The sequence below is a fragment of the Ramlibacter pallidus genome (assembly GCF_015070875.1).
GTDB classification, from domain to species: Bacteria; Pseudomonadota; Gammaproteobacteria; order Burkholderiales; family Burkholderiaceae_C; genus Ramlibacter; species Ramlibacter pallidus.
In genome coordinates this window covers 422,087-444,036 of sequence record NZ_JADDIV010000005.1, presented here as the reverse complement: position 1 = coordinate 444,036, position 21,950 = coordinate 422,087, and the positions used below count along the sequence as shown (strand labels likewise).

General features: G+C 68.8%; 24 protein-coding genes and 1 tRNA gene. 14 read left to right on the top strand and 11 right to left on the bottom strand.

The window, feature by feature from the left end:
- Positions 1–28: 28 nt before the first annotated feature.
- Together dinB and IM787_RS19210 are read left to right on the top strand one after the other, a co-directional pair.
- Positions 29–1,216 (top strand): DNA polymerase IV, encoded by a 1,188-nt coding sequence (gene dinB / locus IM787_RS19215; protein WP_193678407.1) that lies wholly within the window; start codon positions 29–31, stop codon positions 1,214–1,216.
- Positions 1,217–1,285: 69 nt separating this feature from the next.
- Complete coding sequence (locus IM787_RS19210; RefSeq protein WP_193678309.1) at positions 1,286–1,543, top strand: hypothetical protein; 258 nt, start codon at positions 1,286–1,288, stop codon at positions 1,541–1,543.
- A 3-nt stretch (positions 1,544–1,546) separates the two neighbouring features.
- Here the strand turns inward: IM787_RS19210 and queF are convergent, their stop codons facing one another.
- From queF to IM787_RS19185, 5 genes are read right to left on the bottom strand one after another with little or no spacing between them, the layout of a single operon-like run.
- Complete coding sequence (queF, locus tag IM787_RS19205) at positions 1,547–2,392, bottom strand: NADPH-dependent 7-cyano-7-deazaguanine reductase QueF (protein WP_193678308.1); 846 nt, start codon at positions 2,390–2,392, stop codon at positions 1,547–1,549.
- On the bottom strand, positions 2,389–3,285 hold the full coding sequence (locus tag IM787_RS19200; RefSeq protein WP_193678307.1) for an alpha/beta fold hydrolase: 897 nt from the start codon (positions 3,283–3,285) through the stop codon (positions 2,389–2,391). Before IM787_RS19200 ends, queF begins: the two co-directional genes overlap by 4 nt.
- 10 nt (positions 3,286–3,295) lie before the next feature.
- The gene (locus IM787_RS19195; RefSeq protein ID WP_193678306.1) at positions 3,296–4,159 is read right to left on the bottom strand and encodes a 2OG-Fe(II) oxygenase; all 864 of its coding nucleotides are present in this window, start codon (positions 4,157–4,159) and stop codon (positions 3,296–3,298) included.
- Positions 4,156–4,932: a peroxide stress protein YaaA gene (gene yaaA / locus IM787_RS19190; RefSeq protein WP_193678305.1), complete on the bottom strand. Its 777-nt coding sequence runs from the start codon at positions 4,930–4,932 to the stop codon at positions 4,156–4,158. The genes IM787_RS19195 and yaaA overlap by 4 nt, the downstream gene beginning before the upstream one ends.
- Before the next feature lie 12 nt (positions 4,933–4,944).
- A complete protein-coding gene (locus IM787_RS19185) occupies positions 4,945–5,223 on the bottom strand; it encodes a hypothetical protein (RefSeq protein ID WP_193678304.1) in 279 nt (92 codons plus the stop codon).
- 84 nt (positions 5,224–5,307) lie between these two features.
- Between IM787_RS19185 and hemA the strand changes: the two genes are divergently transcribed.
- From hemA to IM787_RS19160, 5 genes are all read left to right on the top strand, one after another.
- Positions 5,308–6,579: a glutamyl-tRNA reductase gene (gene hemA / locus IM787_RS19180; protein ID WP_193678303.1), complete on the top strand. Its 1,272-nt coding sequence runs from the start codon at positions 5,308–5,310 to the stop codon at positions 6,577–6,579.
- 75 nt (positions 6,580–6,654) lie between these two features.
- Positions 6,655–7,752, top strand: a complete 1,098-nt coding sequence (gene prfA / locus IM787_RS19175; protein ID WP_193678302.1) for a peptide chain release factor 1 — start codon at positions 6,655–6,657, stop codon at positions 7,750–7,752.
- Entirely contained in the window at positions 7,749–8,573 is an 825-nt protein-coding gene (gene prmC, locus IM787_RS19170) for a peptide chain release factor N(5)-glutamine methyltransferase (protein WP_193678301.1), read from the top strand. Before prfA ends, prmC begins: the two co-directional genes overlap by 4 nt.
- A 45-nt stretch (positions 8,574–8,618) precedes the next feature.
- Positions 8,619–8,948 (top strand): Grx4 family monothiol glutaredoxin, encoded by a 330-nt coding sequence (gene grxD, locus IM787_RS19165; RefSeq protein ID WP_193678300.1) that lies wholly within the window; start codon positions 8,619–8,621, stop codon positions 8,946–8,948.
- Between the two features lie 151 nt (positions 8,949–9,099).
- Positions 9,100–10,095, top strand: a complete 996-nt coding sequence (locus IM787_RS19160) for an AAA family ATPase (RefSeq protein ID WP_193678299.1) — start codon at positions 9,100–9,102, stop codon at positions 10,093–10,095.
- A gap of 4 nt (positions 10,096–10,099) precedes the next feature.
- On the opposite strand, the gene IM787_RS19155 is transcribed toward IM787_RS19160, so the two are convergent.
- Both IM787_RS19155 and IM787_RS19150 read right to left on the bottom strand, forming a co-directional pair.
- A complete protein-coding gene (locus tag IM787_RS19155; protein WP_193678298.1) occupies positions 10,100–10,783 on the bottom strand; it encodes a lytic transglycosylase domain-containing protein in 684 nt (227 codons plus the stop codon).
- Positions 10,780–12,522 (bottom strand): proline--tRNA ligase, encoded by a 1,743-nt coding sequence (locus IM787_RS19150; protein ID WP_193678297.1) that lies wholly within the window; start codon positions 12,520–12,522, stop codon positions 10,780–10,782. Before IM787_RS19150 ends, IM787_RS19155 begins: the two co-directional genes overlap by 4 nt.
- 93 nt (positions 12,523–12,615) lie before the next feature.
- On the opposite strand from IM787_RS19150, the gene IM787_RS19145 reads away from it, so the two are divergent.
- Positions 12,616–13,266 carry an RNA pyrophosphohydrolase gene (locus IM787_RS19145; protein WP_193678296.1) on the top strand — a complete coding sequence of 217 codons (651 nt, stop codon included), beginning with the start codon at positions 12,616–12,618 and terminating at the stop codon, positions 13,264–13,266.
- The gene (locus IM787_RS19140) at positions 13,256–13,768 is read left to right on the top strand and encodes a CNP1-like family protein (RefSeq protein ID WP_193678295.1); all 513 of its coding nucleotides are present in this window, start codon (positions 13,256–13,258) and stop codon (positions 13,766–13,768) included. Before IM787_RS19145 ends, IM787_RS19140 begins: the two co-directional genes overlap by 11 nt.
- Here IM787_RS19140 and proB read toward each other — a convergent pair.
- The 4 genes from proB to rplU form a co-directional block, all read right to left on the bottom strand.
- On the bottom strand, positions 13,765–14,907 hold the full coding sequence (gene proB / locus IM787_RS19135) for a glutamate 5-kinase (RefSeq protein ID WP_193678294.1): 1,143 nt from the start codon (positions 14,905–14,907) through the stop codon (positions 13,765–13,767). The two genes, IM787_RS19140 and proB, sit on opposite strands and share 4 nt — an antisense overlap.
- Positions 14,904–15,980, bottom strand: a complete 1,077-nt coding sequence (gene cgtA / locus IM787_RS19130; RefSeq protein ID WP_193678293.1) for an Obg family GTPase CgtA — start codon at positions 15,978–15,980, stop codon at positions 14,904–14,906. The genes proB and cgtA overlap by 4 nt, the downstream gene beginning before the upstream one ends.
- Positions 15,981–16,045: 65 nt before the next feature.
- Complete coding sequence (gene rpmA / locus IM787_RS19125; protein ID WP_193678292.1) at positions 16,046–16,306, bottom strand: 50S ribosomal protein L27; 261 nt, start codon at positions 16,304–16,306, stop codon at positions 16,046–16,048.
- Positions 16,307–16,318: 12 nt separating this feature from the next.
- The gene (gene rplU / locus IM787_RS19120; protein ID WP_193678291.1) at positions 16,319–16,630 is read right to left on the bottom strand and encodes a 50S ribosomal protein L21; all 312 of its coding nucleotides are present in this window, start codon (positions 16,628–16,630) and stop codon (positions 16,319–16,321) included.
- Between the two features lie 224 nt (positions 16,631–16,854).
- Here rplU and IM787_RS19115 point away from each other — a divergent pair, with 224 nt between their 5' ends.
- From IM787_RS19115 to IM787_RS19095, 5 genes are all read left to right on the top strand, one after another.
- On the top strand, positions 16,855–17,784 hold the full coding sequence (locus tag IM787_RS19115) for a polyprenyl synthetase family protein (RefSeq protein ID WP_193678406.1): 930 nt from the start codon (positions 16,855–16,857) through the stop codon (positions 17,782–17,784).
- Positions 17,785–17,816: 32 nt separating this feature from the next.
- A tRNA-Pro gene (locus IM787_RS19110) sits at positions 17,817–17,893 on the top strand.
- Positions 17,894–18,114: 221 nt separating this feature from the next.
- Positions 18,115–19,851 carry a type IV-A pilus assembly ATPase PilB gene (gene pilB, locus IM787_RS19105; RefSeq protein WP_193678290.1) on the top strand — a complete coding sequence of 579 codons (1,737 nt, stop codon included), beginning with the start codon at positions 18,115–18,117 and terminating at the stop codon, positions 19,849–19,851.
- A gap of 18 nt (positions 19,852–19,869) precedes the next feature.
- Positions 19,870–21,081: a type II secretion system F family protein gene (locus tag IM787_RS19100; protein ID WP_193678289.1), complete on the top strand. Its 1,212-nt coding sequence runs from the start codon at positions 19,870–19,872 to the stop codon at positions 21,079–21,081.
- Positions 21,081–21,950 carry a prepilin peptidase gene (locus IM787_RS19095; RefSeq protein WP_193678288.1) on the top strand — a complete coding sequence of 290 codons (870 nt, stop codon included), beginning with the start codon at positions 21,081–21,083 and terminating at the stop codon, positions 21,948–21,950. Before IM787_RS19100 ends, IM787_RS19095 begins: the two co-directional genes overlap by 1 nt.

Here is a 21,950-nt window from a genome sequence, read left to right as displayed (position 1 = left end):
CGCCGTGCGCCGCATCGCCCACCTGGACATGGACGCGTTCTTCGCGTCCGTGGAGCTTCTCCGCTATCCGCAGCTCAAGGGACTGCCGGTCGTGATCGGCGGCGGGCGCCGCCGGGTGGACGAACAGGTGCTGCAGCGCTACCCGGACGTGCCGCTGTCGCGGATCCCGGTCGAGGCCTTCCCGCTGCTGAAGGACTACGTCGGCCGCGGCGTCATCACCACCGCGACTTACCCGGCCCGCCAGTTCGGCGTGGGATCGGCCATGGGCATGATGAAGGCGGCGAAGCTGTGCCCGCAGGCCATCGTGCTGCCGGTGGACTTCGAGGAGGTGCGCCGCTTTTCCCGCACGTTCAAGGGCGTGATCCGCGACATCGCGCCGCTGGTGGAGGACCGCGGCATCGACGAGGTCTACATCGACTTCACCGAGGTGCCCGGCGGCCAGCGCGACGGCGGGCGCGTCCTGGCCCGCCTGATCCAGAAGTCGATCCACGAGGCGACGGGCCTCACCTGCTCCATCGGCGTCGCGCCCAACAAGCTGATCGCCAAGATGGCGAGCGAATTCAACAAGCCGAACGGCATCTCCATCGTGTACCCGGAAGACGTGCAGACCCGGATCTGGCCGCTGCCGGTGCGCAAGATCAACGGCATCGGCCCGAAGTCCGAAGCCAAGCTGCACCGGCTGCACCTGCACACCATCGGCGACATCGCCGCGCAGTCGCGCGAGTGGCTGGTGGACAACTTCGGCCAGGCCTACGGCCACTGGATGCACGATGCGGCCTGGGGCCGGGACGACCGGCCGGTGGTCACCGAGAGCGAGCCGGTGTCCATGAGCCGCGAGACCACCTTCGACCGCGACCTGCACGCGGTGCGCGATCGCGCCGAACTCGGCGCCATCTTCACCGACCTGTGCACGCGCGTGGCCGAGGACCTGCGGCGCAAGGGCTATGTCGGCAAGACCATCGGCATCAAGCTGCGCTACGACGACTTTCGCACCGCCACGCGCGACCACACGCTGGACCACTTCACCGACGACCCCGCGCTGATCCGGCGCACGGCCGGCCAGTGCCTCAAGCGCGTGGACCTGGCGCCGCGGCTGCGCCTGCTCGGCGTGCGCGTCGGCAAGCTGGCGCGCGCCGGCGAGGTGCCGCAGGCCGCGCCGCCGGCGGCACCGCTGCAGGTGGCGGAGCACACGCCCGACCTGTTCCAGGGCGGTTGACCTTCGCTGACGCCGAACTTACAGTGGCTGCAGCCCCCGCGCCGGCGGGAGGCGCCTGCGGAGGACGCCATGACCCTTGCGGAGTTGCAGCGGATCAAGCAGTGGCACGCGCGCCACCACCACGACCACCCGGTCGAATACCACCTGTGGGACGCGATGCTGACGCTCTGGCTGATGGGCTGGGTCGGCTGGCTGCCGGCCTTCGCCTTCGATGCGCTCTGGACGGCACCACTGCTGTTGCTGGGCATGTCGGCGCCCACTCTCTATGCCGGCTGGCGCGGCCGTGCCCATCGCGCGAACAGCCTGCGCTGCGACTGGCTGCGCTGAGGGCTACTGGCGGGCCGTCCGCACGTTCGCGGGCAAGGCCATCGGGTGGCTGGTGCGCAGCGGGTTGATGTCCAGCCCGCCGCGCCGCGTGTAGCGCGCATACACGGCCAGCCGGGTCGGCCGGCAGCGGCGCCACACGTCCATGAAGATCCGCTCCACGCACTGCTCGTGGAACTCGTTGTGGTTGCGGAAGCTCACCAGGTAGCGCAGCAGCCCGGCCTGGTCGATTGCGGCGCCGGTATAGCGGATCTGGATGCTGCCCCAGTCCGGCTGGCCGGTCACCAGGCAATTGCTTTTCAGCAGGTTGCTGGTGAGCGTCTCCTCCACCGGCGGTTCCTCGAAGGCAGCGGTGAGGAGTTCGGGCGCCGGCGTGTACGCGTCGCACTCGATGTCGAGGCGGTCGAGGCTCAGGCCGTCGAGTTCGTGCACCGGCTCGCGGTCGAAAGCGTCCGGCAGCAGCAGTTTCACGCCGATGGTCGCCGGCGCCGGCGCGCCGCGCCACACCACTTCGCTCACGTCCGCGCGCAGGCGGTCCCGCACCGCGTCGGCGCTGGGGAACACCGTGGCGTTGAAGCTGCCGAGGTAGAGCTTGAGCGACTTGCTCTCGACGATGTTGGGCGTCTCGCAGGGCACGGTGAAGTGCGCGATCGCCACCTGCGGCTTGCCGCGCGGGTTCAGCCAGCTCAGCTCGAAGGCCGTCCACAGGTCGGCGCCGAAGAACGGCGGCGCGCCGGAGATGCCGATCTCCTCGCGCTTGGTTGCGCGCGCAATGGGGAACAGCAGGGAGGCGTCGTACCGGTCGGCGTACGGGACCGGCTTGCCCAGCTGCGACTGTTCGGGGGAATTCATGGCGGCGAGCCTAGCCGCAAATGCGGCAGCAGGGGATCGAGCAGGCGCTCGACCACGCCCGGCGGAAGGTCGTGGCCCATGCCCGGGATGGCGACGAAGCGTGCGCCGGGAATGCGCCGCGCGGTGTCTTCGCCGCAGGCGACCGGCACCAGCGGATCGTCCGTGCCGTGCAGCACCAGCGTCGGCGCGGTGATGCGCGCGAGTTCCGCGGCGCGGCCGGTGTCCGAAGCGACGGCGGCCATCTGGCGCGCGGTGCAGGCGGGCCGGTAGCCGCCGCGGCGCACCGAGTCGAGGATGCGCTTGCGCAGCTCCGCCGGCGGCGTCGGGTACGCGGGGCTGCCGATCGCCTGGAACACGCGCACGTAATGCGCCAGCAGCGACGGTTCGCTGTGGTCCTTCGGCCGGCTGAACAACACCTGCAGCACGTCCCGCTTCGGCCCCGGCAGGTGCCGCGCGCCGCTGGAACCCATGATGCTGGTGAGCGTCAGCACGCGTTGCGGTGCCGCCAGCGCCATGCGCTGCGCGATCATGCCGCCCATGCTGGCGCCCACGACGTGTGCCTGCGCGATGCCCAGCGCGTCGAGGACGCCGAACGCATCGTCCGCCATCGCCTGCAACGGATACGGTGCCCGCACGCCCAGGCCCATGCGCAGCTTGACGCTCTCCCACAGCAGGTTGGGCGTGCCGAGATGGTCCAGTCGCGTGGACAGGCCGATGTCTCGGTTGTCGAAGCGCACCACGCGGTGGCCGGCATCCACGAGTGCGCGCACGAAGGCGGCGGGCCAGGCGGTGAGCTGCATGCCCAGGCCCATGACCAGCAGCACCGGCGGCAGCCCGCCGCCCGCGCCGTGGTCCTCGACTTCGATGGAAAGGCCGTTGGCCTGGACCTTCATGCGGCGCCGCTTACTCGAAGCGGCGCTCGCGCAGCCACTTGGTGGCGATCCACTTCTCGCCCGCGAGCACCGGCGAACCGCCGTGCAGCGTGCGGGTGGACGGGTGCGCGCGCTCGTAGCTGAAGAACACGGCGTTGCCGCGCTTGGGCGAGACCTCCAGGTGCACGTCGGGGAACACCGTGCCGCCGCCCTTTTCCGGTTCGGCGAGGTACATCACGATCGTGCCCACGCGCTGGCCGCCGCGCTTGAGGATCGTCGGCGTGCCGGGTTCCGCGGGGTCGAAGTAGTCGTAGTGCGGCTTGTACTCGGCGCCGGGGCCGTATTGCAGGATCTGCAGGCCCTCGCCGTTCTCCTCCGGCCAGTTCACCAGCCGGGCGATGCGCTGTTCGATGCGGCGCACGAGGTCGTTCTCGCCGCGCTGGAAGAACATGCCGTTGCTGGTGCGGTCGGCATTGACTTCCTCGCCGCCGGTCTTGGTGGCCACGGTGAGCGAACGCGCCAGGCGGGGCTTGGCCAGGGCGATCAGTTGCTCGCATTCCTCGTCCGACAGCAGGTTGCCGAACACCACCACGCGCGGGTTGTACATCGCCTGCAGCACGGCGACCTGGCGGTCGCCCGCATCCACGTAAAGCGGGGACTCGTCGAGAGCAGCGTCCGGAACCGGAACCGCCGGCGGCAATCCCTGCGCGACGGCCTGTTCCTCCAGGTGCCCGCGCAGCGTGGACTCCATCGCGTCGATGGCGACGTCCTCCGTCCAGCCCGAGGCCATCATCGCCTTGACCACGGACTCGGGACCGTGGCCGGCCTGGGCCTGGTCCACGATCCACTTGCGCAGCTCGGGGGTGACCTGCTGCCTCGCCTGCGTCGTACTCATGTCGTCGTCCTGCGCCTGAAGACCAGCCGCTCGGGTTGCGAGGCGGCCGGGTCGAAAGCATAGCCTTCGAGGTTGAACTGTTCCAGCCTGCGCGGGGTCTCCACGCGCTTCTGGATGGCCCAGCGCGCCATGAGGCCGCGGGCCTTCTTGGCCGAGAAACTGATGATCTTGTACCCGCCCGGCCGCCACTCCTCGAAGACGCATTCGACCACGCGGGCCTTGAGCACCTGGCGATCGACGGCGCGGAAGTACTCCTGCGACGCGAGGTTGACGACGACCGGCGTCTTGTCGGCGGCGACCGCCTCGTTCAGGTGCTGGGCGATGCGCCCGCCCCAGTACTGGTAGAGGTTGGCGGCGGACCCCACCTTCAGCGCGGTGCCCATCTCCAGCCGGTAGGGCTGCATCCAGTCCAGCGGCCGCAGCACGCCGTAGAGGCCGCTCAGGATGCGCAGGTGCTGCTGCGCCCAGTCGAGGTCGGCCGGCGGCAGCTGGCGTCCCTTCAGGCCGTCATAAACGTCGCCGTCGAAAGCCAGGACCGCCTGGCGCGCGTTGCGGGCCGTGAACTTGCGGCTCCAGCCCTGGTAGCGGGCCACGTTCAGGGCCGCCAGCGGGTCGCTGATGTCCATCAGCGTCGCGATCTCCTGGGGCGACTTGCGCCGCAGCACTTCGATCAGGCGGGCGGCATCCTCGAGGAAGTGCGGCAGCGTGTGTGGGACGGGCGCAACGGGGGATGCGTAGTCGAGCGACTTGGCCGGCGAGAGGAGGAACAGCATGGGCGCGCGATTCTAGGCGCGCCAGGCCCGGCCGCTGAGCCACTGGACGGTCGCCACTGCCACCACCAGGGCGGCGTAGGTCGCCATCTTGCCGTCGCGCCCGAAATACCACAGGCCGGCCGCCAGCACGAGCAGGCCTGCTGCGAAATTGAGAGCAAAGGAGCTCCACCAGCCAAGGCGCTGGCCGCCGACGGGGAGGATCAGCGGGCGCGCCAGCGTGACCAGCAGGGCCACCGCGAAGGCCGGGGCGGCGAAGCTGAGCAGGTGGTTCAGGGAGTCGATGGGGCCCACGGGTTCGGCAAGCGGTTGATCCAGAGCAAGTGGAATCGAAGAAGGCCAAGTCCTTGATCTGGATCGAATTTTATAATTCGGAACATGGCAGTCTGGGCATTGGGCATCAACCACACGACGGCACCGCTGGATCTGCGGGGCCGCTTCGCGTTCGCGCTCGACCAGATCGCCCCGACGCTGGGGGCCTTGCGGGACAACGTCGGGCAGCGCGCCGGCCGCGCGCCGGAAGCCGCGATCCTCTCGACCTGCAACCGCACCGAGATCTATTGCGCGGGCGCGCAGCACGAGATCGACACCACCGTCGACTGGCTGGCGCACTCCGGGGGCGTCAGCCCCGGCCTGCTGCGCAGCCATGCCTATACGCTGCAGGACGCCGGCGTGGCCCGCCATGCCTTCCGGGTGGCGAGCGGCCTCGATTCCATGGTGCTGGGCGAAGCCCAGATCCTCGGCCAGCTGAAGGATGCGGTGCGCGTGGCCGACGAAGCCGGCGCCCTGGGCACCACGCTGAACCAGCTGTTCCAGCGTTCGTTCGCGGTCGCCAAGGAAGTCCGCACCTCGACCGAGATCGGTGCGCATTCCATCAGCATGTCCGCCGCGGCGGTGCGGCTGGCGGCGCAACTGTTCGAGGACCTGACGCAGGTGCGCGTTCTGTTCGTCGGCGCCGGCGAGATGATCGAGCTGGCGGCGACCCACTTCGCCGCGAAGAGCCCGAAGAGCATCGCCATCGCCAACCGGACCCTCGAGCGCGGCGAGAAGCTCGCCTCGCGTTTCGGCGGCGAGGTCCTGCGCCTGGCCGACCTGAGCTCGCGCCTGCACGAGTTCGACATCGTGGTGAGTTCCACGGCCAGCCAGCTGCCCATCATCGGCCTGGGCGCCGTCGAGCGCGCGCTCAAGGCGCGCAAGCACCGCCCGATGTTCATGGTCGACCTGGCCGTGCCGCGCGACATCGAGCCCGAGGTGAAGGCGCTCGAAGACGTGTACCTGTACACCGTGGACGACCTGGCGCACGTGGTGCAGACCGGCCACGCGAACCGCCAGGCCGCCGTCGCGCAGGCCGAGGCCATCATCGACGCCGGCGTGCAAAGCTTCGTGCACTGGATGGACCAGCGCCAGGTCGTGCCGCTGATCCAGCAGCTGAACCACCAGACCGAAGAGTGGCGCGCCGCCGAACTGGCGCGCGCCCGCAAGCTCCTCGCCCGCGGCGAGGACGTCGATGCAGTGCTGGACGCCCTGTCGAAGGGCCTCACGCAGAAGATGCTGCACGGCGCCATGGCGGAGCTGCGCGCCGGCGACGCCGAGTCGCGCCAGCGCGCCACCACGGCGATCGAGCACTTCTTCCTGCGCAAAGAGCGTTAGCGGCGGTTCCCACCCGCCCGCCGCGCACGGCCATCGGCCCGGCGCTTCCTTCCGCTCCCCGCTTCCAGCTCCTTCGTGAAACCCTTCCTCCGCCAGCAACTCGAGCGCTTCCCGGTCCGCCTGCAGGAGATCGACTTCTTCCTGTCGCAGCCGGACGTCGTGAACGACATGGAGCGCTACCGCGAGCTCACGCGCGAGCACGCCGAAGTGAGCACCGTCGCCGCGCTCTACCAGCGCTTCCTGCAGCGCGAAAGCGACTTCGCACAGGCCCGCGAGATGATGGAAGACCCGGAAATGGCGGAGATGGCGCGCGAGGAGCTCGCCGCGCTGGAGACCGAGATCCCGGCGCTGGAAACCGAGCTGCAGGCGCTGCTGCTGCCGCGCGACCCGGACGACGTGCGCAACACCTTCCTCGAGATCCGGGCCGGCACCGGCGGCGACGAGTCCGCGCTGTTCGCCGGCGACCTGCTGCGGATGTACACGCGCCATGCCGAGCGGCAGGGCTGGCGCACCGAGATCGTCAGCGAGAGCGAGGGCGAAGTCGGCGGCTACAAGGAGGTCGTCGTCCGCGTGGTCGGCGAGGGCAGCTACGGCAAGCTGAAGTTCGAATCCGGCGGTCACCGCGTCCAGCGCGTTCCGGCCACGGAAAACCAGGGCCGCATCCACACCAGCGCGTGCACGGTCGCGGCGCTGCCGGAACCCGACGAGGCCGCGGCGGTGCAGATCAACCCGGCCGACCTGCGCATCGACACCTACCGCGCCTCCGGCGCCGGCGGCCAGCACGTGAACAAGACGGACTCGGCCGTGCGTATCACGCACATCCCCACCGGCATCGTCGCCGAATGCCAGGACGACCGCTCGCAGCACCGGAACAAGGCCAAGGCCATGCAGGTGCTGGCCGCGCGCATCCAGGAGAAGGCGCGGTCCGAACGGGCCGCCAAGGAAGCGGCCACGCGCAAGGGCCTGATCGGCAGCGGCGACCGCTCGGATCGCATCCGCACGTACAACTTCCCGCAGGGCCGCATGACCGACCACCGCATCAACCTCACGCTGTACAAGCTGGGCGCGATCATGGAAGGCGACCTCGACGAGGTGATCGCCGCGCTGCTGCTGGCGCGCCGCGCCGAGCAGCTGGAGGAACTCGAGGTCGGCATGGGGGCCGCGCGCGCGTGACGCTGCAGCAGGCGCTCGCCGCCGCTGCTCGCCAGGGGCTGGCGCGGCTGGATGCGCAGTTGCTGCTGCTGCACGTCCTCGAGCGGCCGGCCGGCGACCGCGCCTGGCTGATCGCGCACGATGGCGACGCATTGCCGGCGCCGGCGCAGGAGCGGTTCGCTGCGCTTTGCGCGCGGCGGGCCGCCGGCGAGCCCGTGGCCTACCTCACGGGCGAGAAGGAGTTCTTCGGCCTGGCGCTGCAGGTGGATGCGCGCGTGCTGGTGCCGCGGCCGGACACCGAAACGCTGGTCGAATGGGCGCTCGAGGTGCTGCGCCCGGTGGCCGCGCCGCGCGTCATCGATCTCGGGACGGGCAGCGGCGCCATCGCGCTGGCCCTGCAATCGGCCCGCCCCGACGCCCGCGTGGAAGCCGTGGACCGCAGCGAGGCGGCCCTGGCCGTCGCTCGCGCGAACGGGCAGCGCCTCGGCCTGGCCGTGCACTTCCGCCAGGCCCGCTGGCTGGAGGGCGCGGAGGCCTACGACCTGGTCGTCTCCAACCCGCCCTATGTCGCCGCGGCCGACCCGCACCTGGCGGCCTTGCGGCATGAGCCCCTGGAGGCGCTGGCCGCCGGCGCCGACGGGCTGGAGGACCTGCGCGCCATCGTCGCCGCCGCGCCCGCCCACCTGCGGCCGGGCGGCTGGCTGCTGCTGGAGCACGGCTGGGACCAGGCCGAAGCCGTGCGCGCGCTGCTGGCGCAGGCCGGCTTCGCCGGCGTCGCCAGCCGGAACGACCTGGCCGGCATCGCCCGCTGCTCCGGCGGACGCCGACTTGAACTGGGATAATCCACCACAACGTTTCGGCAGAGTCCCTGCCCCAGGAGCATCCGCATGAGCGACGTCCAGCAACGCATCGATTCCCTCGTGAAGCAGAACGACATCCTGCTGTTCATGAAGGGCAACGCTTCCTTTCCCATGTGCGGCTTTTCCGGCCGCGCCATCCAGATCCTGAAGGCCTGCGGCGTCGACCCGAAGCAGCTCATGACGGTGAACGTGCTCGAGGACGACGAGATCCGCCAGGGCATCAAGGAATACAGCAACTGGCCGACCATCCCGCAGCTGTACGTGCGCGGCGAGTTCGTCGGCGGCTCGGACATCATGATGGAGATGTACCAGAGCGGCGAACTGCAGCAGGTGCTGGGCACCCCGGCCCAGAGCTGACCATCAGCACTCCGCGCGGCCGGCTGCCAACAGCCGCGGTTCCCGCGCCCACTGTCGACTCCTGCTGACAAGCTCGTGCGAACGGGCGTCCATCGGTTGCCTGGGTCAGCGGCCTATGCTGGAATAAAGCACAGTCGTGAAGGAGTGGCCGATGGAATCCCGTAGCCTGGTCCCGCAGACCCCCAGCCTCAAGCTGCCGATCGCCAACCTGCGCAGCGTCTTCCGACCGAACGACGTCGAGCGCAAGCTGGCCAAGCTGCCCGCGCGCGACCACGAGATGCTGCGCGCGACCTACGAGCGCATGCTCGAACGCGGCCCCGAGCGCTTCCAGGTCAAGCCCAGCGGGATCCCGGACATGGAAGCGCTGTACGAGCAGCTGCCCAACTTCGCCGATGCGCTCGACGACGTGAAGCGGCACGTGGCGCTCTCGCAGGATGCTTCCGACGGCATCGAGATCACGCCCATGCTGCTGCTTGGCCCGCCGGGCATCGGCAAGACCCACTTCGCGCGCCAGCTGGCGGAGCTGCTCGGCACCGGCATGAGCCTGGTGCCCATGAGTTCGATGACGGCCGGCTGGCTGCTCTCGGGCGCCTCCTCGCAATGGAAGGGCTCCAAGCCGGGCAAGGTGTTCGAAGCGATCGTCGACGGCCAGTACGCCAACCCGGTGATCGTCGTGGACGAGATCGACAAGGCCAGCGCCGATGCGCAGTACGACCCGCTGGGTGCGCTCTACGGCCTGCTGGAGCACGACACGGCGCACGCGTTCATGGACGAATTCGCGGAGGTCGCGATCGACGCGAGCCAGGTGATCTGGATCATGACGGCCAACGACGAGCGCTGCATCCCCGAGCCGATCCTCAATCGCATGAACGTGTTCGAGATCGACGCGCCTTCACTGGACCAGGCGCGCGCCATCGCGCGCAATCTCTACAAGGGCATCCGCGGCGAACACGGCTGGGGCCGCCGCTTCGACGACGAGCCGGCGGACGACGTGCTCGACTGCCTGGCCGAACTGGCGCCGCGCGAGATGCGGCGCGCGTTGATGACCGGCTTCGGCAACGCCCGCCTGGCGCACCGCGAAACCATCCTCGCGGAAGACCTGCCGTCCTGCGGCAAGGGCAAGTCGAAGATCGGCTTCCTGAACTAGCGGGTCAGGACGGACCGCCCGGCACGCGCCCGGGCGGGGTGCCGGGCACCGGCGAGGTCTCGCGCGGGCCCTCTTCCTTCCATTCCCAGTTCTTCGCGGCCGCGAACACGGCGTTCGGATACTGCGGCCTGCCGCGGCTGCCGTTGTAGCGGCCCAGCGCCATGTAGAGGTCGCCGCGCTCGCGGTCCAGGTAGTGCCGCAGGATCACGCAGCCGAAGCGCAGGTTGGTCTGCATGTGGAACAGGCTGGCCGGGTCGCCGTTGCCGATCACGCGCGTCCAGAACGGCATCACCTGCATGTAGCCGCGCGCGCCCACCGGGCTCACGGCGAACTTGCGAAAGGCGCTCTCGACCTGGATCAGGCCCAGCACCAGGCCCGTGTCGAGGCCCGCGCGGCGGCTCTCGTACCAGACGGTCTGCAGGAATTCCTTGCGCTCGGTCCAGTCGGTCTTGCGGCGCTGGAGGCGGCCGCTCATGGCACCCAGCCAGCGCAGGTACTTCAGGCGCTGGTCGGTGTCGGTGAAGTCCGGGACCGGCGGCGCGCTGTTGGCGATGGCGGAGCTGAGCGCCGTGCGCACGGAGTCGGCCAGCGGCTCCTCGAGCTGGCCGCCGGCACGGGCCGGCAGGCCCACGAAGGAAAGGGCCGCGCCGGCCAGCGCCGGCTGCAGCAACGCCCTGCGGGTGATCACGCGGCCAGCCGCGCCTTCAGGAAGGCGGCGATCTCGCCGGCCGGCACCTTGGTGGCGCCAGCATCGCGGCGATGCTGGTACTCCAGCTGGCCTTCCTTGAGGCCGCGGTCGGAGATCACGACGCGGTGCGGCACGCCGATCAGTTCCCAGTCCGCGAACATGGCGCCGGGGCGCTCGCCACGGTCGTCGAGCATCACGTCGACGCCGGCGGCCGCGAGTTCGTCGTGCAGCTTCTCCGCCGCCGCCTTCACTTCGGCGCTGCGGTCCATGCCGATCGGGCAGACCACCACCGTGAAGGGGGCGATCGCGTCCGGCCAGATGATCCCGCGCTCGTCGTTGTTCTGCTCGATGGCGGCCGCCGGCAGTCGCGTGATGCCGATGCCGTAGCAGCCCATCTCGAAGAACTTGGGCTTGCCGTCCTCGTCGAGGAAGGTCGCGTCCATGGCCTTGCTGTACTTCGTGCCCAGCACGAAGATGTGCCCGACCTCGATGCCGCGCTCGATCGCCAGCTTGCCCTTGCCGTCCGGCGAGAGGTCGCCCGCGACGACGTTGCGCAGGTCGGCCACCACGGGCTCCGGCACGTCGCGGCCCCAGTTGACGCCGGTGAGGTGGTAGCCCTCCTCGTTGGCGCCGCAGATCCAGTCGGCCATCACCGCCACCTCGCGGTCGGCGACGATCCTCACCGGCTGCTTCAGCCCGATCGGGCCCAGGTAGCCGGGTTTCGTGCCGAAATGCGCCTCGATCTCGGGGACGGTGGCGAAGCGGAAGCCGTTGTCGAGGCCGGGCACCTTGCCGACCTTGATCTCGTTCATGTCGTGGTCGCCGCGCACCAGGAGCAGCCAGACCTGCGTCTTCACGGGCTGGCCCTTGTCGTCCACGACATCGGTGGCCAGCACCAGCGACTTCACGGTCCGCGTCAGCGGCACCTTCAGCAGGTCGGCCACTTGCTCACAAGTGCTCTTGCCCGGCGTGGCCACCTTCTCCATCGGCTGCGTGGCGGCCCCGCGCGGCTGCGAGGGCGCCAGCGCCTCGGCCTTCTCCATGTTGGCCGCGTACTCGCTGTCCGGGCAGTACACGATCGCGTCCTCGCCGGTGGCGGCGATCACCTGGAACTCCTCGGACAGGTCGCCGCCGATGGCGCCGCTGTCGGCCGCCACGGCGCGGTAGCGCAGGCCGAAGCGGTCGAAGATGCGGCGGTAAGCCTGGGCCATGGCCTCGTAGCTCTTCTTCGCGCCGGCCGCGTCGCGGTCGAAGCTGTAGGCGTCCTTCATGATGAACTCGCGGCCGCGCATGAGGCCGAAGCGCGGGCGGCGCTCGTCACGGAACTTGGTCTGCACCTGGTACAGGTTCTTGGGCAGCTGCTTGTAGCTGCGCAGGTCCTGGCGGGCGATGTCGGTGACGACTTCCTCGCTGGTGGGCTGGACGACGAAGTCGCGGTCGTGGCGGTCCTTGATGCGCAGCAGCTCCGGGCCCATCTTCTCGAAGCGGCCGGATTCCTGCCAGAGTTCGGCCGGCTGCACCACCGGCATCGTGCATTCGACCGCCCCGGCGCGGTCCATCTCCTCGCGCACGATCGCTTCGACCTTGCGGATCACCCGCAGGCCCATCGGCATGTAAGTGTAGATGCCGGCGCCCAGCTTCTTGATCATGCCCGCGCGCATCATCAGCCTGTGGCTGGCGACCTCGGCGTCCGCGGGCGCTTCCTTCAGGGTGGAAATCAGGAACTGGGAGGCTCTCATCGAATTGGCGGTGCGGGTGGGAACGGCTGAGCCCTTCCGGCGCCAGGGAGCGCCGTGCATAATGAACTCAGTTCAAAGATTTGGGGTGTGATTATGCTGGACCGGGACGGCTTCAGGCCCAACGTCGGCATCATCCTGCTCAACCAGAGGAACCAGGTGTTCTGGGGCAAGCGCATCCGGACGCACAGCTGGCAGTTTCCGCAGGGCGGCATCGATCGCGGCGAGAGCCCCGAGCAGGCGATGTACCGCGAGCTGCACGAGGAAATCGGGTTGAAGCCGGAGCATGTGCGCATCGTCGCGCGCACGCGCGACTGGCTGCGCTACGAAGTGCCGGAACGCTACATCCGGCGCGACGCCCGCGGCCACTACAAGGGCCAGAAGCAGATCTGGTTCCTGCTGCAGTTGATCGGGCAGGACCACAACCTGAACCTGCGCGCCACCAACCACCCGGAGTTCGACGCCTGGCGCTGGAACGACTATTGGGTCCCGCTCGACGTGGTGGTGGAGTTCAAGCGCGGCGTCTACGAAATGGCGCTGCGCGAGCTCGCGCGCTACCTGCCGCGCAACGACCACCGCAACCGCTACCTGCGCAGCGGCATGCGCGCGCGCGACGACCAGGGGCCGCACGACCTGAACGGCGGCCCGCTGCCGTCGCCGCAGATGGAGCTGCCGCCCGGCGCCACCTTCGAACCCAATCCGCAAGGGCGGGCGCAGCCCGCCGCCAAGGGAAAGCATGCACCGTAGGATCCTCGCGCTGGCCCTCGCCTGCGCCGCCGGCGCGGCCACCGCGCAGTTCTCCACCCCCGACCCCGACTGGAAGGAACTCGAGACCCCGCCGCCCCCGGCGCTGCGCACGCAGGGCCTCATCGCACTGGACATCCCGGGCAGCAGCCTGCGCTTCGGCGTGGACCCCGGCTCCATCGTCGTCGGCACCGACGGTGTCGTGCGTTACGTGGTCGTGGCCACCAGTCCGAGCGGCACGGTCAACGGCATGTACGAAGGCATCCGCTGCAGCAGCGGCGAGGTCAAGGTGTACGCGCGGCACAACCCGGACAGCGGATGGGTGCAGGTGAAGAACAGCGACTGGCAGCCGCTGCACGGCGGCACCAACTTCCGCTACAGCCTCTACCTCGCCCGCAACGGCGTGTGCGTGGGCCATTCGAACAACGGCCCCGCCGTGCAGATCGTGCGCGACCTGAAGGCCCCGCACGACCGCCGCTTCGAGCGCGGCGGCGTGAACCGCTAGCGCGTCACCACCAGGTTCGTGCGGTGGATCATCTCGGGTTCGGCCATGTACCCGAGCAGCTTCTCGATCTCGCCCGAAGGCTTGCGGCACAGGATGCGCGCTTCGGCTGAAGCGTAGTTCGCGAGGCCGCGCGCGATCTCGGCGCCGGCCGGGTCCCGCACGGCGATGACGTCGCCCCGCGCGAAGTCACCCTCCACCGCCGTCATGCCGATCGGCAGCAGGCTCTTGCCTTCCGCCCGCAGCTTGGCGGCCGCGCCCGCGTCGACCGTCACCGCACCGCGCAGCTGCAGGTGGTCGGCCATCCAGCGCTTGCGCGCCTGCGACTTCTGCGTGGGCGCGACCAGCAGGGTGCCGACGATCTCGCCGCGCGCGACGCGCAGCAGGCAATCGGGCTCGCGGCCCCAGGCGATCACGGTGGACGCACCGGACCGCGCGGCGCGTCCGGCGGCCAGCACCTTGGTGATCATGCCGCCGCGGCCGATGCTGGAGCCGGCGCCGCCCGCCATCTGCTCCAGCGCGGGGTCGCCGGCACGGGCTTCGTGGATGAAGCGCGCCTCCGGGTCCTTGCGCGGATCGGCGCTGTACAGGCCCTTCTGGTCGGTGAGGATCACCAGCAGGTCGGCCTCGACGAGGTTGGCGACCAGCGCGCCGAGCGTGTCGTTGTCGCCGAACTTGATCTCGTCGTTGACGACCGTGTCGTTCTCGTTGATGACCGGCACGACCCGCAGCGACAGCAGCGTGAGCAGCGTCGACCGCGCGTTCAGGTAGCGCTCGCGGTCCGCGAGGTCCGCATGCGTCAGCAGCACCTGCGCCGAGCCCATGCCGTGCTCGCGCAGCTTGGTTTCGTACATCTGCGCCAGGCCCATCTGGCCCACCGCCGCAGCGGCCTGCAGTTCGTTGAGTTCGTGGGGGCGGCTGGTCCACCCCAGGCGCTTCATGCCTTCGGCGATGGCGCCGCTGGAGACCATGATGACCTCGCGCCCGTCGCCCGCCAGTGCCGCGAGCTGCCGGCTCCATTCGCCGATGGCGCGCTCGTCCAGGCCCCGCCCTTCGTTGGTCACCAGGCTGGAGCCGACCTTGACGACGATGCGCCGCGCCTCGCGCAGCGTCGCCGATGCCTTGCCGTTGTTGTCGCTCATGGCGCCGGATTGTCGCCGCCCGCGAAACGCGGATCGACCTCCGCCGGCGGCTGCTCCGCGACCTGCTGCGCGCGGATGTGCTGGTACACGGCCTGCACCAGGTGCTCGCAGCCTTCGCGCGTCAGCGCCGAGATCTCGAACACCGGGCCCTTGTGCTTGAAGCGCTTGACGAAGTCCTTCACGCGGGCGGCGCGCTCGTCCGCCGGCACCATGTCCAGCTTGTTCAGCACCAGCCAGCGCGGCTTGTCGAAGAGTTCCTTGTCGTACTTCTTCAGCTCGCCCACGATGGCCTTCGCCTGCGCCACGGGGTCGACCGTTTCGTCGAACGGCGCCAGGTCCACGATGTGCAGCAGCAGGCGCGTGCGCTGCAGGTGGCGCAGGAACTGGTGGCCCAGGCCCGCGCCTTCCGCGGCACCCTCGATGAGGCCCGGCACGTCGGCGATCACGAAGCTCTGCTCGGGGCCGACGCGCACGACGCCCAGGTTCGGGTGCAGCGTGGTGAACGGGTAGTCGGCGATCTTCGGCCGCGCATTGGAAACCGCGGCGATCAGCGTGGACTTGCCGGCGTTCGGCATGCCGAGCAGGCCGACGTCGGCCAGCACCTTCAGTTCCAGCTTCAGGCTCTTCTTCTCGCCGGGCCAGCCGGGCGTCTTCTGGCGCGGGGCCCGGTTGACCGAGCTCTTGAAGCGCATGTTGCCGAAGCCGCCGTCGCCGCCCTTGGCGATCAGGATCTTCTCGCCCGGCTGCAGCAGCTCGTACAGCACCTCGCCGGTCTCGGCATCGGTGAGGATGGTGCCCACCGGCATCTTGAGCACGACGTCGTGGCCCATGGCACCGAACATGTCGGAGCCCATGCCGTGCTCGCCCCGCCCGGCCTCGTGCCGGCGCGAGAAGCGGTAGTCCACCAGCGTGTTCAGGTTCGGGTCCGCCACCGCCCACACGTGGCCGCCGCGCCCGCCGCCGCCGCCGTTCGGCCCGCCGAACTCCTTGTACTTCTCGTGGCGGAAGGAGACGCAGCCGTTCCCCCCATCGCCGGCGGCGATGTCGATGAATGCCTCGTCGACGAATTTCATGGGAACCTCAAACGAAAAAAAAGCCCCGACAAGTCGGGGCTTCTTGTCAGCGGGATGAGCTTAGCTCAAGCCGCCGGGATCACGTTGACCGTGTGCTTGTTGAGCGAGCCCTGCACCTTGAAGTGCACGTGGCCGTCCACCAGCGCGAACAGCGTGTGGTCCTTGCCCACGCCGACGTTGGTGCCGGGGTGGAACTTGGTGCCGCGCTGGCGCACGATGATGGAGCCGGCGCTGATCAGTTCGCCGCCGAAGGCCTTCACGCCCAGCATCTTCGGCTGGGAGTCGCGCCCGTTTCGCGTAGAGCCGCCGCCTTTTTTCTGTGCCATTTCCTGTGCTCCTTAGCCGGCGATCGCACCGATCTGGAGTTCGGTGTATTGCTGGCGATGGCCCTGGTGCTTCTGGTAGTGCTTGCGACGGCGCATCTTGAAGATGCGGACCTTGTCGTGCTTGCCGTGCGCCACGATCGTGGCCTTCACCGTGGCACCGGACACCAGGGGGACGCCGATCTTCAGGTCGCCGCCGTTGCCGACTGCGAGAACCTGGTCGATCGTGATTTCCTGGCCGATGTCCGCAGCAATCTGTTCTACCTTGATCTTGTCGCCGGAAGCAACGCGATACTGCTTGCCCCCGGTTTTTATGACCGCGTACATGTTGACCTCACTATGGAAACGACCCCCAGCGGGGGTCATCGACTCTCCCGGACCCATTTCCGGAGAGCCCGCGACTATAGCATGGTTGGTGGACGCTCACAAGCGGGGCCGGGCCGCGCCGAAGGGCAGGCGGGGCTGTTTCTATAATCAGGCAAACCCCAGGCTCCCTCTTGACCGATTCCTCCCCCAGCGCCGCCTCCGTGCTCTCCCTGATTTCGGACGACATGCACGCGGTCGACCGGGTGATCGCCCGCCGCCTCGACTCCGGCGTGCCGCTGGTGGGGGAAGTCTCCCGCTACATCATCTCCTCGGGCGGCAAGCGCCTGCGGCCCGCCCTGCTGCTGCTGGTCTGCGGCGCCCTCGGCTACCGCGGAGAGCAGCACCACAACCTGGCCGCGGTGGTGGAGTTCATCCATACCGCCACGCTGCTGCACGACGACGTCGTGGACGAATCCACGCTGCGGCGCGGACGGGCCACGGCCAACGCGCACTTCGGCAACCCGGCCAGCGTCCTGGTGGGTGACTTCCTCTACTCGCGCGCTTTCCAGATGATGCTGGACGCGCACGACATGCGCGTCATGGAAATCCTGGCCGACGCGACGAACGTCATCGCCGAGGGCGAGGTCATGCAGCTGATGAACATGCACGACCCGGAGCTCGACGAGCGCGCCTACCTGCACGTGATCCGCTCCAAGACGGCCAAGCTGTTCGAGGCGAGCGCGCGGCTTGGGGCCGTCCTGTCCGGCGCGGACGGCGCGCTGGAAGCAGCGTGCGCGAGCTACGGCCAGGCGCTCGGCACCGCGTTCCAGGTGATCGACGACGTGCTCGATTACACCGGCAATGCGCAGGAACTCGGGAAGAACCTGGGCGACGACCTGCGCGAAGGCAAGGTCACGCTGCCCCTGATCGCGGCCATGCGGCTCGGCACGGCGGAGCAGCGCGCGCTGGTGCGCAAGGCCGTCGAGACCGGCGCGCTGGAAGAACTCGAACGCATCGTCGCCGTCGTGCAGGAAACAGGGGCACTCGAAGTCGCGCGCGACGCGGCGGCGGCGGAGGCACGGCGTGCCATGTCAGCCGCCGCACAGCTGCCGTCGAATCCGCATGCTCAGGCTTTGGTACAATTGGCGGCTTCACTGCTGCAGCGTCGCAACTGAGGTCCCCTCGGCACACGACACATCGCAGAAATCGGGGTGTAGCTTAGCCTGGTAGAGCGCTACGTTCGGGACGTAGAGGCCGGAGGTTCGAATCCTCTCACCCCGACCAGTTTCCTCCAGACGGACTGGTCCTTTCGCCGCGGAACTTTCCCGCGGCGGCGTAACAAGACTTTGCTTCATGGTGCCGGATGCACCATGCCGTGACTTCCTACCAACGCCAGGACGTCACAAACCCTTTGCGCATTTACATCAACTCGGCTTTTCGGGATGATGAGACCCGACCCTTGCAAGCCCGGGTCAGAGCTTTCCTTGTCCCCGAATTACCGATCCATGGCCGCAGTCGATCCCCTCACCGAAGCTTCCGCCGTCGCCCTCCCGGGCCTCGGCCGCGCCTTGGTGTCCGCCGGCAAGCTCGGCCAGCGGGCGGCCGAGGACATCTACAAGAAGGCGCAGGCCAACCGCACCAGCTTCATCGCCGAACTGACCGGCTCCGGCGCCGTGTCCGCGGCCGACCTCGCGCACACCATGTCGGGTGCCTTCGGCGCCCCGCTGGTGGACCTGGACGCGATCGACCTGCAGCGCCTGCCCCGCGGCCTGCTGGACACCAAGATCTGCCAGGCCTACCGGGTGGTGGTGCTGTCCAAGCGCAACAACCGCCTGATCGTCGCCACCGCCGACCCGTCGGACCAGCAGTGCGCCGAGAAGATCAAGTTCGCCACGCAGATGGGCGTGGACTGGGTGATCGCCGAATACGACAAGCTGTCCAAGGTGGTGGAGGCGCACGCCACCACGGCCACCGAGGCCATGGACAGCATCATCGGCGACGATTTCGAGTTCGACGAATCGACGATCGACAGCACGGCCGGCGAGGAGGACGACAAGGGCGCGACCTCCGACGTCGAGGACGCGCCGGTCGTCAAGTTCCTGCACAAGATGCTGCTGGACGCCATCGGCGCCCGCGCTTCCGACCTGCACTTCGAACCCTACGAGCACACCTACCGCGTGCGCTTCCGCATCGACGGCGAGCTGCGCGAGATCGCCTCCCCGCCGGTCGCCATCAAGGACAAGCTGGCCTCCCGCATCAAGGTGATCTCCCGCATGGACATCTCCGAGAAGCGGGTGCCGCAGGACGGCCGGATGAAGCTGAAGGTCAGCGCCGACCGCGTGATCGACTTCCGCGTCTCCACGCTGCCCACGCTCTTCGGCGAGAAGATCGTGATCCGTATCCTGGACCCGAGCAGCGCCCGCCTGGGCATCGACGCGCTCGGCTACGAGCCGGAGGAGAAGGCCCGCCTGATGGAGGCGATCGGCCGCCCCTACGGCATGATCCTGGTGACCGGCCCGACCGGCTCCGGCAAGACGGTGTCGCTGTACACCTGCCTGAACCTGCTGAACAAGCCGGGCGTGAACATCTCCACGGCGGAAGACCCGGCGGAAATCAACCTGCCCGGCGTCAACCAGGTGAACGTCAACGACAAGGCCGGCCTCACTTTCGCGGCCGCGCTGAAGTCCTTCCTGCGGCAGGACCCGGACATCATCATGGTCGGCGAAATCCGCGACCTCGAAACCGCCGACATCGCGATCAAGGCCGCGCAGACCGGCCACCTGGTGATGTCGACCCTGCACACGAACGACGCGCCCACGACGCTCACGCGGATGCGCAACATGGGCATCGCGCCGTTCAACATCGCGTCGTCGGTGATCCTGATCACCGCGCAGCGCCTGGCGCGGCGGCTCTGCCCGCAGTGCAAGGCGCCGCAAGACATCCCGTACGAAACGCTCATCGACGCCGGCTTCAAGGAAGAGGAAGTCGACGGCAGCTGGACGCCCTACCACCCGGTGGGCTGCTCCGCATGCAACAACGGCTACAAGGGACGGGTCGGCATCTACCAGGTCATGCCGATCAGCGAGGACATGCAGCGCATCATCCTGGCCGACGGCAGCGCCCTCGAGATCGCCCAGCAGGCCAAGATCGAAGGCGTGCGCAGCCTGCGCGAATCCGGCCTGCACAAGGTCAAGATGGGGCTCACTTCCCTCGAGGAAGTGCTCGCCTGCACGAACGAATAAGCAGTCAGAGGAGCCAACATGGCCACCGCAGCAGCAACGAAGGACTTCGTTTTCGAGTGGGAGGGACGGGACCGCAACGGCAAGACCGTCCGGGGGGAGACGCGCGCAGGCGGCGAGAACCAGGTGCGGGCCTCGCTGCGCCGCCAGGGCGTGTCGCCGACCAAGGTCAAGAAGCGCCGCATGCGCTCCGGCTCGCGCATCAAGCCCAAGGACATCGCGATCTTCACGCGCCAGCTGGCCACCATGATGAAGGCCGGCGTGCCGCTGCTGCAGGCCTTCGACATCGTGGGCCGCGGCAATGCCAACCCCAGCGTCACCAAGCTGCTGAACGACATCCGCACGGATGTCGAGACGGGCACCTCGCTGTCCGCCGCCTTCCGCAAGTACCCGCTGTACTTCGACAACCTGTACTGCAACCTGGTGGAAGCGGGTGAGGCGGCCGGTATCCTGGAAGGCCTGCTGGACCGCCTGGCGACCTACATGGAGAAGACGGAGGCCATCAAGTCGAAGATCAAGTCGGCGCTGATGTACCCGATCTCGGTGATGGTGGTGGCCTTCGTGGTGGTGACCGTCATCATGATCTTCGTGATCCCGGCGTTCAAGGAAGTGTTCACCTCCTTCGGCGCGGACCTGCCGGCACCGACCCTGTTCGTGATCGCCATGAGCGAGTTCTTCGTCCAGTGGTGGTGGCTGATCTTCGGCGGCATCGGCGGCGGGTTCTACTTCTTCATGCAGGCCTGGAAGCGCAGCGAGAAGGTGCAGCAGTTCATGGACCGCCTGCTGCTGAAGCTGCCGCTCTTCGGCAACCTGATCTACAAGTCGGTGATCGCGCGCTGGACGCGGACGCTGGCGACGATGTTCGCCGCCGGCGTGCCGCTGGTGGAAGCGCTGGATTCCGTGGGCGGCGCCTCGGGCAACTCGGTGTACGCGCTGGCGACGGAGAAGATCCAGCAGGAAGTCTCCACCGGCACCAGCCTGACGGCCGCCATGATGAACGCGAACGTGTTCCCGTCGATGGTGCTGCAGATGTGCGCGATCGGCGAGGAGTCCGGCTCCATCGACCACATGCTCGGCAAGGCCGCGGACTTCTACGAGGCCGAGGTCGACGACATGGTGGCGGGCCTGTCCAGCCTCATGGAGCCGATGATCATCGTGTTCCTCGGCACGCTGATCGGCGGCATCGTGGTCGCGATGTACCTGCCCATCTTCAAGCTCGGCGCCGTGGTCTGATGGGGCTGGCGGGCGGACTGGAGGCCGCGCTCGTCGCGGCCGTCCTCGGGCTGCTGATCGGCAGTTTCCTCAACGTGGTGATCCACCGCTTCCCGAAGATGCTCGAACGGGAGTGGGCGGCCGAGTGCGCGGAATTCAGCGGCCAGCCGGCGAAGGAGGAAGGCGAAGCCTTCAACCTCGTGGTGCCGCGCTCGCGTTGCCCGCACTGCGGCCACCAGATCCGCTGGTACGAGAACATCCCGGTCGTGAGCTGGCTGGCGCTGCGCGGCAAGTGCTCGCGATGCAAGGCGCCCATCAGCGTGCGCTACCCCCTGGTCGAATTGATCACGGCGGGGTTCTTCGCGCTGTGCGCCTGGCGCTTCGGCATCACGCTGCAGGCCGCGGCCTGGGCCGCCTTCGCGGCCTTGCTGATCTGCCTGTTCCTGATCGACATGGACACGCAGATCCTGCCGGACGACCTGAACTACACCCTGTTGTGGCTCGGCCTGCTCGCATCGGCCGTGGGCTGGACGGTGCCGCTGCATTCGGCGGTCTGGGGCGCGGCCCTCGGCTACCTGGTGTTCTGGGGCATCTTCCAGGCCTTCAAGCTGGCGACCGGCAAGGAAGGCATGGGCTACGGCGACTTCAAGCTCCTCGCCGCGCTGGGTGCCTGGCTGGGCGTGAAGTACCTGCTGGCGATCGTGCTGCTGTCCTCCATCGTCGGCGCCGTGATCGGCATCCTGCTGATCTTCATCGGCAAGCTCGCCCACAAGGACATCCCCATGCCCTTCGGCCCCTATCTCGCCGGCGCCGGGCTGCTGGCCCTGGCGCTCGGCCCCTCCGCCGTCCCGGCGCTGCTCCCCTTCGCGTTCCCCTTCGGCGCGCGCTGA